Source organism: Pseudomonas sp. LBUM1655, from assembly GCF_059716085.1.
In genome coordinates this window covers 6,105,094-6,117,878 of sequence record NZ_CP166801.1, presented here as the reverse complement: position 1 = coordinate 6,117,878, position 12,785 = coordinate 6,105,094, and the positions used below count along the sequence as shown (strand labels likewise).

General features: G+C 57.8%; 13 protein-coding genes. 11 read left to right on the top strand and 2 right to left on the bottom strand.

The window, feature by feature from the left end; translation table 11 throughout:
* Nucleotides 1–55 precede the first annotated feature (55 nt).
* The 9 genes from ACA074_RS27650 (at nt 56) to ACA074_RS27610 (ending at nt 8,329) form a co-directional block, all read left to right on the top strand.
* A complete protein-coding gene (locus ACA074_RS27650) occupies nt 56–1,450 on the top strand; it encodes a TIGR01777 family oxidoreductase (RefSeq protein ID WP_497678145.1) in 1,395 nt (464 codons plus the stop codon).
* Nucleotides 1,451–1,459: 9 nt separating this feature from the next.
* The gene (locus ACA074_RS27645) at nt 1,460–3,910 is read left to right on the top strand and encodes a PEP-utilizing enzyme (RefSeq protein ID WP_497678144.1); all 2,451 of its coding nucleotides are present in this window, start codon (nt 1,460–1,462) and stop codon (nt 3,908–3,910) included.
* A complete protein-coding gene (locus tag ACA074_RS27640; RefSeq protein WP_497678143.1) occupies nt 3,907–4,416 on the top strand; it encodes a hypothetical protein in 510 nt (169 codons plus the stop codon). The genes ACA074_RS27645 and ACA074_RS27640 overlap by 4 nt, the downstream gene beginning before the upstream one ends.
* A gap of 86 nt (nt 4,417–4,502) precedes the next feature.
* On the top strand, nt 4,503–4,958 hold the full coding sequence (locus ACA074_RS27635) for a hypothetical protein (protein WP_489881441.1): 456 nt from the start codon (nt 4,503–4,505) through the stop codon (nt 4,956–4,958).
* Nucleotides 4,959–4,962: 4 nt separating this feature from the next.
* Nucleotides 4,963–5,508, top strand: coding sequence for a hypothetical protein (locus tag ACA074_RS27630; protein WP_497678142.1), 546 nt, complete (start codon nt 4,963–4,965; stop codon nt 5,506–5,508).
* Entirely contained in the window at nt 5,495–6,343 is an 849-nt protein-coding gene (locus ACA074_RS27625; RefSeq protein ID WP_497678141.1) for a tetratricopeptide repeat protein, read from the top strand. The genes ACA074_RS27630 and ACA074_RS27625 overlap by 14 nt, the downstream gene beginning before the upstream one ends.
* Nucleotides 6,344–6,345: 2 nt before the next feature.
* Nucleotides 6,346–7,425 (top strand): tetratricopeptide repeat protein, encoded by a 1,080-nt coding sequence (locus ACA074_RS27620; protein ID WP_497679353.1) that lies wholly within the window; start codon nt 6,346–6,348, stop codon nt 7,423–7,425.
* Nucleotides 7,422–8,021 carry a lysozyme inhibitor LprI family protein gene (locus ACA074_RS27615; RefSeq protein ID WP_497678140.1) on the top strand — a complete coding sequence of 200 codons (600 nt, stop codon included), beginning with the start codon at nt 7,422–7,424 and terminating at the stop codon, nt 8,019–8,021. The genes ACA074_RS27620 and ACA074_RS27615 overlap by 4 nt, the downstream gene beginning before the upstream one ends.
* A 146-nt stretch (nt 8,022–8,167) precedes the next feature.
* Nucleotides 8,168–8,329 (top strand): hypothetical protein, encoded by a 162-nt coding sequence (locus ACA074_RS27610; protein ID WP_194935780.1) that lies wholly within the window; start codon nt 8,168–8,170, stop codon nt 8,327–8,329.
* Nucleotides 8,330–8,444: 115 nt separating this feature from the next.
* Here the strand turns inward: ACA074_RS27610 and ACA074_RS27605 are convergent, their stop codons facing one another.
* The gene (locus ACA074_RS27605; RefSeq protein WP_497678139.1) at nt 8,445–8,807 is read right to left on the bottom strand and encodes a DUF6124 family protein; all 363 of its coding nucleotides are present in this window, start codon (nt 8,805–8,807) and stop codon (nt 8,445–8,447) included.
* A 431-nt stretch (nt 8,808–9,238) separates the two neighbouring features.
* On the opposite strand from ACA074_RS27605, the gene ACA074_RS27600 reads away from it, so the two are divergent.
* Entirely contained in the window at nt 9,239–9,622 is a 384-nt protein-coding gene (locus ACA074_RS27600) for an SCP2 sterol-binding domain-containing protein (RefSeq protein ID WP_497678138.1), read from the top strand.
* Between the two features lie 178 nt (nt 9,623–9,800).
* Nucleotides 9,801–11,168 carry an NHL repeat-containing protein gene (locus ACA074_RS27595; RefSeq protein WP_489881434.1) on the top strand — a complete coding sequence of 456 codons (1,368 nt, stop codon included), beginning with the start codon at nt 9,801–9,803 and terminating at the stop codon, nt 11,166–11,168.
* Between the two features lie 178 nt (nt 11,169–11,346).
* Here ACA074_RS27595 and ACA074_RS27590 read toward each other — a convergent pair whose 3' ends face one another.
* A complete protein-coding gene (locus ACA074_RS27590) occupies nt 11,347–12,747 on the bottom strand; it encodes an aminoacyl-tRNA deacylase and HDOD domain-containing protein (RefSeq protein WP_187680333.1) in 1,401 nt (466 codons plus the stop codon).
* Nucleotides 12,748–12,785: the final 38 nt, after the last annotated feature.

Sequence of the window (12,785 nt, the reverse complement as noted above, 5' to 3'; positions counted from 1 at the left end):
GACTACGCTTTTCCTTTAAACTCCCCACCCCCAAGGAATGCGCTCAGGACACGGAATGCCAGCCCCCTCGACTTCGCTTCGCCCCGCGCTAGTGCTCTGGCTGTACGCCGCCGCGATCGTGCACATACTCGCCGGTCTCACCCTGACCTGGGCCGGGCATTCCGGTTTACTCGACGGCTATCTGCAAGTTCTCGAACTAGCATTCTGGGGCACTGACGCAGTACCCGCCGCCGGCCACGAACAACAAGTCTGGTGGCTCGCACTCTTCGGCGCGACGCTGCAAAGTTATTCGTTGTACATGCTTGCGTTGGTGCACCTGGGCAATCGCCTGAAGGCCCCGGTATTTTGGGGCTGGTTGATGGCCGGCATCTTGTTATGGGCGCCACAGGACATGTGGCTGTCAGCGCAACAACAGGTCTGGTCGCATCTGTGGCTCGATGGTTTTGCCCTGTTGGTGCTGTTGCCGCCGCTGATTTGGCTGTACCGCCATGACCGCCGGAAATCCCCTTCGGTAAAAATTCCGAGTCAGTCCAACCCGTTTGCCGGCAGCGCCTACAAGCGCGTGCTAATCACCGGCGGCACCGGGTTTATCGGCGAGGCGGTGGTCAACCAATTACTCGACGCCGGCCACACCGTGAGTGTGCTGGCACGTGATCCATTGAAAGCAGCCAATCTATTCAACGGCCGCGCCCGCTGCGTGCATTCGCTCCGCGAACTCAGCCACGACGAAACCTTCGACGTAATCATCAATCTCGCCGGCGCCCCCGTCGCCGGCCCACGCTGGACTCCCAAACGTCACGCGCAACTGCTCGCCAGCCGAGTCGGCACCACCGAAGCGTTGATAACCTGGCTGAAGAACACCAAGCACAAACCAACGCTGTGGATTCAAGCCTCGGCCATCGGCTTCTACGGCGTACGCGATGCCAGTGAAAACCTCGACGAACACGCCAGCAAGGGCGACGGTTTCATGGCCGAACTCTGCGCGCGTTGGGAAGCCGCCGCGCAACCGGCCAAGGAGTTCGGCGTGCGTCAGGTGGTGCTGCGTCTTGGCGTGGTCTTCGGCCCCGGCGGTGCGTTGACGCCGTTGCTGCTGCCGTTCCGCTTGGGTTTCGGCGGGCGCATGGGCGACGGTCGGCAGATCATGAGCTGGGTGCATCGCGACGATGTGCTTCAGGTAATCGCCCGTGCCTTCGACGATGAAAGTCTGGTCGGCACTTACAACATGGTCGCGCCCGAAACGGTTACTCAGGCAGCGTTCGCCGCCCATGCCGGCAAGGTTCTCAAGCGCCCGGTGTGGTTCCACATTCCGGCGGCGCCAGTACGCGCGCTGGCTGGGGAAATGGCGGAGCTGTTTTTCGACGGTCAGCGCGTTGTACCGCAGCGTTTGACTGAGGCCGGTTACACATTCCGCTATCCAACCCTCGACGCCGCTCTGCGCGATCTGACCTGAGGATCGTCCATGAGCAAGCCGTTGATGTACCTGCTGGCCGGCAACGGCAGCGCCGCCGATTGGTGGGATGACGCGCTGCCGCACTTCCAGCGCTACGACGTGGTGCCGCTGGAGTTGCCGGGCTTCGGCGCCAATCCGCAGCCACCCTGCGAGGATCTGGCGGACTACGCGCAGACGTTGCTGGCGATGACGCAGCAGGGCAGCGCGATCATGGCAGTCGGGGTCAATGCGTTGTTGGTGCTGCATGCGTTGCAACGTCGGCCAGGGCACTTTTCGCGCAGTGTTCTGTTGGCGCCGGTCGGTGCGTTTTTGTGGCAGCGTCGCTTGCCGGCATTGATGTCGCCGCTGCCGATCCGCAAGACCATTCACTGGCTGCTATCGAACAAACCCACGCTGTTCGCGCGCAAGTTCTCCAACCAGACCTGGACGCCCGCGCAGTACCAGCGCATGGGCGCCGGCTATGCGCGCTGCCGTGCGTTCGTGCCGCACTGGGACCTGATTCGCGCTGATACTGCGCTGCCACTGCTGGAGTGGATCACCGATCCGGTCGAGCTGGTTTGGGGCGATCAGGACGCCGTGCTCGGCATCGAGCAAGCGGCGGCGTGGTCGGCGATTCTCGCTCGCGCCGACCTGACCATCAGCCTCAAACCCGGTTGGGGTCATTACCCGTGGATCGACGCGCCCGCGCAGTTCGTGCAGTGGCTGGAGTCAGGCGTGCGCGGGTTTGTTGCGCACACCAAGGGCGGGCGTTTGCGCTTGGCTGAGCTGGCCCGGCAACCGGTGCCGGCAGCGCTGGCGCTCAACGATTGCAATGATCCGCGTCTGCCAACATTTCTCGCTGCCCAACTCGACGTGACCTGGGCGGTGCGCTCCTCCAGTTACGGCGAAGATCAGGCCGATTCGGCCAACGCCGGGTTGAGCACGACTTACCTGCGCGAGCCGCGCTCCAACGTGCCAAACCGCATCGCCGAATTGACCGCCGAAGGCGTCGAGGAAGTTGTGGTGCAGCGCTTTATCACGCCGATCGTTTCCGGCATCGCGTTTGTGCGGCATCTGTCGGTAGAACTGGAATGGGTTGAAGGCCATCTGGAGTCGTTGGCCGACGGTCATGTCAGCCCATCGCGGGCAACGCTTTCGCGGCTTGGCGATGCCTGGCGTAGCGGCACGTTCACCGAGTCTCACGGTTTGACCGAAGACATGCTGTGGCGCTTTCTGCAAGACGTGTTGCGGGTGTTCCACTATGTGCCCGGCGACGTCGAATGGGCCTGGGACGGCGCGCAACTGTGGCTGCTGCAATACCGCCCGATCAGCGATTACGGCTGGCGCCGGCACCTGACCGCCGCGAACATCGCCGAGATCTTGCCGCCGCAACCTAGCGTTTTTGTGGAGTACGCCCAGCGTCGCGCTGCGGCAAGTATTCCGGCAATCATGGCGCGCTGGGATGCGCGGGTGTTGCAGGACAACGAGCCGTTCACCGCGTTGTTCGGCGGCGCGTCCTACATCAACAACGACCTATTTCTCGCCCGACTCGCCGACTGGGGCATCAGCGCCAGCAATTACGCCGGTGAAGTCGGCGGCGCGACCCCGCACCTGCCGTGGCAGCCGCTGAAGATGCTGCGCTCGTTGCCGCTGTTCCTGCGCATGCAACACATTGCCCGTGGTCATCTGCTGACGCTTGAGCGTGGTTTGCAGCGCTTCGATCAAGAGCTTGCCGAACTCGTCGCCCAAGGTGCCGGCGGCCAACAATTGGCCGACTGGTTCACTCGGTTTTATGTGTTCGTGGTGCAAGGCAACCTGTGCATCGCCACGGCGCTGGCCAGCAGTGGCGGCGATTGGCTGGGGCGTCCGCCGACCGCTTACGACAACCTCGAAAACAGCCCGCATCGATTGCCGTGGGAGACCGATCCGGCCACCCCTCGGCCGACGGCGAGCGAATTGCCGCTCCAGCCATTCCCGCAATGGTCACGGCTAATCCGCCTCGCGCATTCGGCCGGACTGCCGGGCCTGCGTGGTTACTACCTGCAAGTGCGCGAGTGGTATCGCGACAACCTGATGCGCATCTTCTTCCGCCTGCATCACGCTATGCCGTTGGCGGATCGCGAGCACTGGTTCGCGCCGCATCCCGACATTCGAAGCCGCGACGGCAGCTTCTGGCAGGACGGTCGCGAGGGCGCTGAGCAGGCCACCGGGTTCATGATCTACCCAGGGCAGGTGCAGGGTGTTCTCGGTGAGGACATCTTGCTGGAAGACACCCTCGATCCGGGGCGGCATGCGCACTATCAAGCCGCGCGGGCGGTGATTGCGCGGATGGGTGGGCGGTTGTCCCATGGCTCGACGTTGCTGCGTGAGTTGCGCAAACCGTCGGCGGTGATGCCGCAGGTTGATCCGGCGTGGGTGGGGTGTGAGGTGTTGTACCGGGATGGTGAGTTGGAATTGATCAATTCGAAGGATACGAAGTGAAACGATTGCTGGTGTTATGTGTGAGCTGGTTGCCGATAGCGGTTATGGCGGCAGATGTTTGCAATCAGGAAGCTGACTCAAAATATTTCTTATCGCCATGGTCGCAGAGCAGTGAACATCCGGAAGACATACTTTCCAGTCTCGATGGAAAAGAATTTTCTATCGAGCCGGGCCACGTGGTTTTTCGCGGCGATCTAAATGGCGATGGCATCGAAGACTTCATCTTCAATTCCCGCGTCGGCATTGGCTCATCAATGGATAGCACATTTGCCTTCCTGATCCAGTGCCGTGGTTATTTGAGGTATTCGGGCGGCGATTACCTCGCCGGGGTCAAAGTTCTGGACGGCCCACCCAAGAGGGGAGGTGAGTTCAAGGACATCGAGATCTACTCCTACATCAGGGACAGGCGCGGGCGGATTCTCTACAAGGGTGGAAATGCCATGACCCGGCCACATCTGTGGCAATTCGACCCGCAGGCACAGCGTTATGAAGGGCAGGCTGAGTAAGCCGACGGTCCCCACTGCATTTACGGAGTTACTACGTGAAAGGATTTTCGGTTCTTCTCGGCAGCTTGATATTGGCTGCCGCGTCCATGGCATTCGCTGCCGATCCAACCTTCAAGGATTACACCGTCACGCCAGTTTTCACCGGCCCCAACCATAAGCTGGTGCCGCAAGAAAACAGCAGCCCAATGATGGATCAGGCACGGGTGCAAGCCCTGAAAGGCAAGGTCAACTTCGCCGGCCATTACATCCTGCACAGGCTCGGCTGTGGCGGTAGCACCATTTGCGGCGAAGTGCTGGACGCCCAGACCGGTGAAGTGGTTGGCGGTCTGCCGAATGCTTACGACGGCAGCACGTTCGGCATGGTTTACCAACCCGAGAGCCGCTTGATCATCGTGTCCGGCATCACCCTCGACGGCGAAGAAGATGCGCAGGGGAACGCGTTGGAAAGCGGTAACCGGGATCGTTACTACGAGTTTGTGAACAATGAGTTTCGGCTGCTGAGCATGACCGACGTGGAATCGTCGCCGATGGATGAGGAGTGAGTGGATGCATCGTTTTCTCGCGGGCAGCCTTTCGCTGCTGCTCTCTCTGCCAGCCTTCGCCGCGCCTTCGGACGCCTTTACCCAGCGCGATGTCATGCAGTGCGGCGGTGTTGAAGTGGTGTTGGTGTCGTCCTGCCGATCCGTGACAGTGGATGGTGCGGAAACCCACGTCATCCCGGTCTGCTCCGACCAGACCATCAACATCGGTAGCAAGGTGCTTCGACGCGATATCAGCAAAGTTTCACAACTCACTTCCGACGGTGCGAAGAGGAAGATGTTGAGCAATGTTGTTGTGGCGATGGATTGCGTGGAAGGCACCAAGGGCAGTCTTGTTTCGATAGGCGGGTATGGCGGTTGTGGTGCCTGCGCGGAGTGGCATGGGTATTACTCGACAGCAGGGCGATTGGAGCAATACAGCTTCGATAATAACCAGCGCTCGTTTGGCTCGAAGGGATCTCGAGACGAGCTGATCAAGGCCTATGGCGTTACGAAGAGACAGTTAATGTCAGAAAGCCCGGCGGTGAAGAGGATCGTCTATGGCCAGCCTTAAGTGGGTGTTGATGATCAGCTGCCTTCTTACCGTCACAAGTGCCCTTGCCGAGGACCCGCCAATAGTCGGTATCGATGGGCACTCCGTGACGTTTAGAGCGACAAAATGGACGATGCCCGGTGTGGATTCGGCGACCGCATGGTTCACCGCCAACGGCAAAACCTTCCCGCTCTTCAGTGCTGATGTTGGCGCCGATGGACACTCGGATTGGCTCAGTCCTGACAAGAAAACCTTATTGCTCGACCCGGTGGTCTTCGGCATGTTGTCGGACGAGAATCAAGAAGAAAAACTCGTGTCGCAACAGCATTGCGATGTGATCTCCATGGAAACCGGTTGCGTGCTGGCCGAGCGTTCCCCTCGTTTTTGTCTCGGTAAATGGGTGGGTAATCAGTGGTTTTCGGAAGATGGCGAAGTCCTTACGCCTATCCTGGAAACGGAGTCCCCGAAGGAGTGGTTGAAATATATCTCGACCATCAAAGCTGCGCAGTCCCGCGCAGAGTCCATCGAATCGAGCCTGAACTTTCTAAGTCCAGAGTCCTACATGGCGTGCCATCCCCCGGCGCAAAATGTTCAGGCGTACAACGACCTGGGTTTTTATCTGGCCGAGGGCGGTAAAGATAAGTTGGCGCTGAAGTTTTATCGCGGCGTAGAGGCTGTCGGCAAACGCACAGTGCTGATGTTGAACATCGCCGATTCACTCTGGCGCCTTGATCGGAAAGAAGAAGCGCAGCGTTATTACCGCGAGTACCGCGACGCGATGAGTGCCGCCGGTAAAGCGCAGAAGATTCCGCAACGCGTCGTTGAGCGATCTGAAATTCAGGGACTGAAACAGTGAATATGTTCTTCCGCTTTATCGTGTTGAGCCTTGGGCTGCTAACCACTTCATACGCACTCGCTGCCCCACAAGTCCTGAAGGAAATTCCGGCTAGCTTGCTGGGTGATGCATCACGGCAAAAGGTATTTGTGCTGGCGGGCGATGCCGACGAAGTTTCTAACCGATTGTTGATTGCGCCGGAACAAGCGCGTGACGAGGACATATTGCTCGATACGTCGAAGGCGCTGCCTCTGATCAAGAGTCAGTACTCGTCTGCGCTTCAGGGTGTATTCAGCGTCCATGTACTCAAAGGTCGCCCTGGCGTCATGACGGTCATTGATCCGCAGGCTGAGGAAGCTGTGGTCAAGCAGCCGTTCGTTGAGGCTGGGGATTACATCGCGCTGGTAACCAGCGAAGAAGATAACGCTGTTTACAACTTCAACCTGTTGTTCGCCTTCAATAGAATTTCAAGGCAGTTTGAGCTAAAGCAAATATTGCAGTTGGTTAACAACGAGTATTGCGATCGCTCGCTCATCAGCGTGGCGGAGTTGCCGGTGCGGACATTGGGCTCTATCACTCTGGCGTCCTTCGATGGGTTCGAGGCTCTTCAAAAGCTGCGCGCTGCGAACATTAGCGGACCTCAGGACGGTTATAGAAAACTCATGACAGTCTATTCGGCGGACCTGCTGGATACGGCGTTGGCGGCGTATCGGAAGGGTGACAGCAGCTCTTTCAAAAGAGTGATGAGTGAGGCACTGATGGGCGATGACTCACATGGCGCGTGCTCTCCGGAGAGTTATATCACCGGAAAGTACTACTTCCGACAGCATCCTGGCTGGTCCAACGACCTTGGTTTTCTACTCGGCGAAGCGGGTTACTACGTAGAGTCCATTGAACTGTTGAATGCGGTAATTGCACACAACCCAGAGCGGACGGTGGCTTACCTGAATCTCGCAGATAGCTATTGGGCTATGAACGATAAAGAGCGAGCGGTGCCGGCGTACAAGCAATATGCATCGCGTATGTCGGAAGCGGGAAAGGCTTCGAAGATCCCGGCGAGGGTGGTTGAGCGCAGTGTTGGCGGATCCGGATCCGGATCATGATCAAACTCAAGACGTTCTTTGAGCTGATCGCGGGTGTTTTTTTGGCTGCTTCGCTGGTTCCAGCGCATGCGCAGGAAGCCTGCAATCCTGACAGCTTTACCAATCGCGATTTGATCATCTGCGGTCAGCAGACTTTCGAGAAAGTCGATGCAGCCTTGAATGAGCAATATAAGAAAGGGCTGGTCAGTTTAGCGCCTGCGGAAAAGATGCAACTCAAAGACGTGCAGAAGAATTGGGTGCGCTTCAAAGAAGGGTTTTGCGAGGAGATCTATCAAGGCACGTTCCCGGGTGCTGAAGCGCCGATTGATAGGCTTGGGTGTCTGGTGCAAACAACCAACGCACGTTTGGGAGAGTTGATTGCTCTGCAAACCGGGTTACCGCTGGACGGTTTTTACAAAGCCGCCACGGCCATGGCTGGGCAGGACCGGGAAAAAGGTCTGGCGACTTCGATGGAGCGATTGGGCGGAGCAGCCTTCGACGATCCGCTTTGGAAACAATACGCTGATGGGCACTGCGAAATGGTTGGCCGGTTGTTTCGTGAAGACTTCGCGTATTGCATTGTTCGTATGCGTTTTCAGTTGCCTATGAATCGTTGATGCAATGATTGGTTTAATAGCGTTTCCTGCGTTTTGTTTACCTGTCCGCTGACAGAAAAGGACTCAATATTCCCTTGTAGTTGACTTGTTATTGGGGGCGTCGAGCCTCTAACATCCAGTCAAATTTCGAGACCCGAGAGGTTTCCATGAAAAAGTCCAAACATGAACCAAAGCCTATGATGGCTGCCCGGTTCCAGGCTGAAGCTCGTGAAGTTTTGGCCAAGCGCTCTGGTAAGCGCAGCCGCTTTCTGGATGTTGCTCTGTCCAACGGCAGTGATTTCGAGCCTGTTGGTCGACTGGCCGGTTGAAGGTTTCGGATTCTCAAAAAAGCTGCCTGATTGGCAGCTTTTTTGTGTCCGGATTTTTTACAGACAGCTGCAGAAAGGGGACTTAACGTCCCCTTTTTTCCATCCGCAAATCCCGTTACGGCTTGGTCTTCACACTCCGTACTTCAATGTGATCGAGCATCCCTTCGACCATCAACCGCACCCCGTCCGCCATCCTGCTCAGGGCCAGCGCGACCGAGCGGCGGGAGCCGTGGAGGTCGTCGGCCAGGTCGCAGGCGATGACGTTGATGGACAGCAGGTCTTCCGAGGCGTTGGCCATGAGGGCTTCGGCGTCGGTGCCGGGGGAGAGACTGAAGAGGCCGGTTTCGCGTTTGGGGCGGGGTTCGGCGGCGGGTTTGAAATGGTGGTCGAGGGCGCGCTCGGCGGCTTCGTGGAATTTCTTCGAATTGGGGGATTCGTAGGGCGAGGTTGCTTCAGTGCTGAATGTTTCATCGGTCATCGGTGTAAATCCTGAGCAGTTAATTGATTTCCCCGAGTTCGGACTTGCACATCCGGCCACCGATTTTGCGGCGACCCACAGAGCCTATCCACATCGCACCAACTCGCCTAGTTCATGGACAGCCCGGCACTTTGCAGGAAATTTCCCATGGATTTGCAGGGCGGAAGATCAAAAGATCGCAGGCTTCGCCAGCTCCTACAGGGATGTGTTTCAACAGGTGTAGGACAGGTGAATGGTGAGACGCGGAGCGCCTCGGGATGCATTCCCACGCGGAGCATGGGAACGATCAGCGGCTGAACGCTGAATCGTGACTTGGTAGTCATCGTGCGGGAAATGGTCTGCATCCTCTTCCAATAGAGGCAGATAGTGGCGTTATCGTTTGAATCCCTTACACTGCGCCGGCCGTTCATTTTCCTTTTGAGGCTGTGCGCATGAAATTTCGTTTTCTTCTGTGGATGCTGGGTCTGTTGATGGGTAAGGCCAGTCGGACTAATCCTGCGTTCCAGCAGCAGTTGGGTGACAAGGATCTGGTGTTTCAGATGCAGACGCTGGACGGGAAGGTGGCGCGGCATTTCGTGGTGAAGAATCAGCGGATTACCAGCAAGTCTGGCACTTATGCCGAGCCGGCGTTTGCGATTGCCTTTAAAGATGCGGCTTATGGCTTTGCCACGATGCAGGCGAAGAACAAGCAGTTGGCGTTTATGCAGGGGATTCAGGACAAGTCGATCCAGATCAAGGGCAACCCGGCGCTGGTGATGTGGTTTCAGGGATTGATGAAGTATTTGAGGCCGCGCAAGGCCAAGCCTAAGGTTTGAGTTGGTGTAGCGAGGGCGGTGGTGCAGCTATCAGCATTGGCCTCTTGTGTCGGTGGTATGGCTTCCAAAGACAATCTGACTGTTATTTCTATCAGGTGTGGAAACGCTAGTCGCAGTGCTCTACTCAAGTTCGAGTCCTGGATGCAGGGCTTTCATAAAAACTTGATGGAGCAAGATCATGACTCAGGCACAGGACACCGCAAAGGCGGGGACGCTCGATCCGACGTTTGCCGACGGTGGCGTACTCAATTGGGCGTTTCCCGAGGTATCCAGCCTGGCGCCTCAGGCTGTTGTTTCATTACCCGACGGTAAGTTGATTGCCGTGAGTCGTTTATCAGGTTTTCCGGTCGGTTTTGCGGTGGTGCGATTGACTGCCGGCGGAAAGATTGATGCTGGAACGGGGTTTGGTACCGAACAGCAAGGCTTTGTTGAGATCTCTTTTCCTGATACGCACATACCTTTCATCTTAGGGGCGGGCCTGTTAGCTGATGCTGGGGTGCTGATTGCCTGTGAAGCCCGAAAAAAAGACGAAGCCTACAGCAAAGTGGCGATCATCCGGCTCCTCAAGGATGGTCGTCTTGACGAAAGTTTTGGAGACGGCGGAGTCGTATTTCTGGATCCCTTGAGTGGCGGGACGCCTGATCAGGCAAAAAAAATGGAAGCTCATCTCGGTGAGCGAAAAGCTGCTGACCCTATTCATGCGGCCCGCAAGGGCGATGGCAATTCTCTGGCGGCGGGGGTTGAGCAGCCAGATGGCAAGATAGTCGTAATGACTTCCGCCGCTGATTACTCCGTCGGCGAATACAAGGGGCTGGTTGTTCGGCTGAATTCGAATGGCACGTTTGATAAAACCTTCAACGGAACCGGTAGGGCTTTTGTCGAGTTGGAGGGGACGACCGGGAGTTATGGCTCGGGCCTGGCCATTCAGGCAGATGGAAAGTTAGTGGTATTCGGTCCGTACTTCACACCGGGCAACGATATAGGCATGTATGTCACACGCTTTAACGCAAATGGAAAACAAGACCCGCTTTTCTCGACCTTGATGTTGCCCAGCCAGGGCGATCAACTGGTTATTAGTGACATTGCTGTGCGGCGAAAAGATGGCTTGATCGCTCTCGTCGGAGACGTTTTTGAAGGTCTTTATTCGGCCAAAGGGGCGATTTTTGTATTGAACCGGGATGGCGATTTCAATCTGGTCTTCAATGGAGGCAAACCGCATTACTCCAAGTTGACGGATATGGGTCAGACCTGGCGTCGTTGCGCCTTCGGCGGCGATGGCGATGACAAGCTAATCATTTCAGGTGTTACAGGCAGCGATGCTCAGACGGATAACACCCTTGCCTTGACCGCACGTTATTTGCTGACGGGCGAATTGGATCTGACCTTTAACAGAGTGGGTTGGGTTGTTTTTGATAATCGTAATTGGCTGGATGTCATGTTCGATATGACAACTACGGCTCAGGGTCAGATTGTTGTGTGCGGTGAATATGCAGTCAAAGGATCCCCCATTGTAGAGGGCGGTTGGATGATCCGTTACCTGGCTTGATCTTCGTTGCACAAGACACGCTATGGGGGCTGGGTATGCGACTGCTGCACAGCCGGTCGGGGATAAATCCCCTCACCACTGGTTTTTTGTCAGTCAGATAGACCGAGTTGGATTCATCGCGAGCAGGCTCGCTCCTACAGGGATTGTGTAAAACCTGAGGGAGAGGGCCTGTTTGCGTTTAGGCCTGGCTGAACTGCGAAGCCAGTTCGCGCAGCAGGACTTCGGCTTCAAGCACTTTGCTGACGACGTCGTTGGCTTTGTCGCGGGTCAGGCCGACGCGTTCGAGCAGGGCGTCGGGGATGTCTTCATCCGGGCCGGAACCGATGCCACGGCTGCGCAGCAGGCGCACGGCCAGGCAGACGAGGTTCGGGTATTCGGCGTAGGCGCCGTCGTAGCTTGGGTCGTGCTGGAAGCGCAGGGCGGTGGCCAGTTCATCCGGCATGTCCCAGTAGCGCATCAGCCACGAGCCGATCTGTTCGCGGCTGATACCCAGCAGGTGCTGCTCCACAAAGCTGTGGCACAGGTGCGGGTTGACCTCCAGGTGACGACAGATCAGCGAGAAATGCGGCGGGAAGACGTGCGCCAGCAGCAGGTAACCGAAGTTGTGCAGCAGACCCGCCAGATACGTCAGGCCGGCTTCCGGGCGCTGGGCGCGCGGCATGGCGCGGGTCAAGCCTTCGATGACGGCGGCGGTATAGATCGACTGCTGCCAGTACGGCGTGGTTTGTTGTGGATGGTCTTTCGGCAGGCTCAGGGTCTTGCCGAGGGCCAGACCCAGCGCGAGGTTGATCACCAGATCGAAACCGAGCACGCGGACGATCGCGTCTTCGACCGAGCGAATCTTGCCCGGCGAAGCGTAGTATGGCGACGCTGCCCAGCTCACCACTTGTGCGGCCAGCGCCGGGTCGGTTTCGACCACGCCGGTGATGTCGTCGATGGTGGCGTTCGGGTCTACACGAAGCTTGATGATTTTCTGCGCGGTTTCGGCCAGCGGCGGAATTTCGATGGTCGCTTCCAGGCGTTGCTGGATGCGGCGCGCGGTGAACGCTTGCACGGCCTGGGTGATTTCCTCGCGGTCGTCGTCCGGGCGATCAAGGTTCGGGCGGATGCTGCTCAGGGCTTCGCCGAAGTTGGCGGCGCTGGCCTTGGTCAGCATGGTCTTGAAGGCTTCGCTGGCAATTTCCAGCAGCACGCCCGGCTCGCCGGAGTTGATCAGCAACTTCGGCTCACGCAGCAGGCTTTCTTCGTAGAGGCACGGCGAACTGGTCAGCGCGGGCAGGCCCGGCAGCAGGCTCAGGCTGTGTTTGCCGAGCATCTTTTCCAGGCGCTCGGTGGAGACGGCGGTCAGGCGACGGCCCGTCAGTTCGGCGAGGCGGTTGAGATCCAGCAACTGGCTCTGGGGAAACAGCACCATCAGCGCACCGACCGCGTCGTCCAGCAACACGGCTTGCACTTTGCGCGAAGCATTAAGGCCGTGGTGGTCGAGCACTTCTTCGTAGGCAATGCCCAGCTTGTTGAGCAGCAGCCGAATAACAGACGGAGCGTGCGGAGATTCGGGGGCGAGAGCAGCTTCGGTCATGGTCTGTATCCGTTTTTGAAACAATTGCACGAGTATAA

Excerpts from the sequence above, each read along its gene's own strand:
- ACA074_RS27630 (WP_497678142.1), top strand. The coding sequence starts at position 4,963 with ATGCATCGTTTTCTCGCGGGCAGCCTTTCGCTGCTGCTCTCTCTGCCA.
- ACA074_RS27635 (WP_489881441.1), top strand. The coding sequence starts at position 4,503 with ATGGCATTCGCTGCCGATCCAACCTTCAAGGATTACACCGTCACGCCA.
- ACA074_RS27620 (WP_497679353.1), top strand. The coding sequence starts at position 6,346 with ATGTTCTTCCGCTTTATCGTGTTGAGCCTTGGGCTGCTAACCACTTCA.
- ACA074_RS27615 (WP_497678140.1), top strand. The coding sequence starts at position 7,422 with ATGATCAAACTCAAGACGTTCTTTGAGCTGATCGCGGGTGTTTTTTTG.
- ACA074_RS27625 (WP_497678141.1), top strand. The coding sequence starts at position 5,495 with ATGGCCAGCCTTAAGTGGGTGTTGATGATCAGCTGCCTTCTTACCGTC.
- ACA074_RS27600 (WP_497678138.1), top strand. The coding sequence starts at position 9,239 with ATGAAATTTCGTTTTCTTCTGTGGATGCTGGGTCTGTTGATGGGTAAG.
- ACA074_RS27650 (WP_497678145.1), top strand. The coding sequence starts at position 56 with ATGCCAGCCCCCTCGACTTCGCTTCGCCCCGCGCTAGTGCTCTGGCTG.
- ACA074_RS27610 (WP_194935780.1), top strand. The coding sequence starts at position 8,168 with ATGAAAAAGTCCAAACATGAACCAAAGCCTATGATGGCTGCCCGGTTC.
- ACA074_RS27645 (WP_497678144.1), top strand. The coding sequence starts at position 1,460 with ATGAGCAAGCCGTTGATGTACCTGCTGGCCGGCAACGGCAGCGCCGCC.
- ACA074_RS27595 (WP_489881434.1), top strand. The coding sequence starts at position 9,801 with ATGACTCAGGCACAGGACACCGCAAAGGCGGGGACGCTCGATCCGACG.
- ACA074_RS27605 (WP_497678139.1), bottom strand. The coding sequence starts at position 8,807 with ATGACCGATGAAACATTCAGCACTGAAGCAACCTCGCCCTACGAATCC.
- ACA074_RS27590 (WP_187680333.1), bottom strand. The coding sequence starts at position 12,747 with ATGACCGAAGCTGCTCTCGCCCCCGAATCTCCGCACGCTCCGTCTGTT.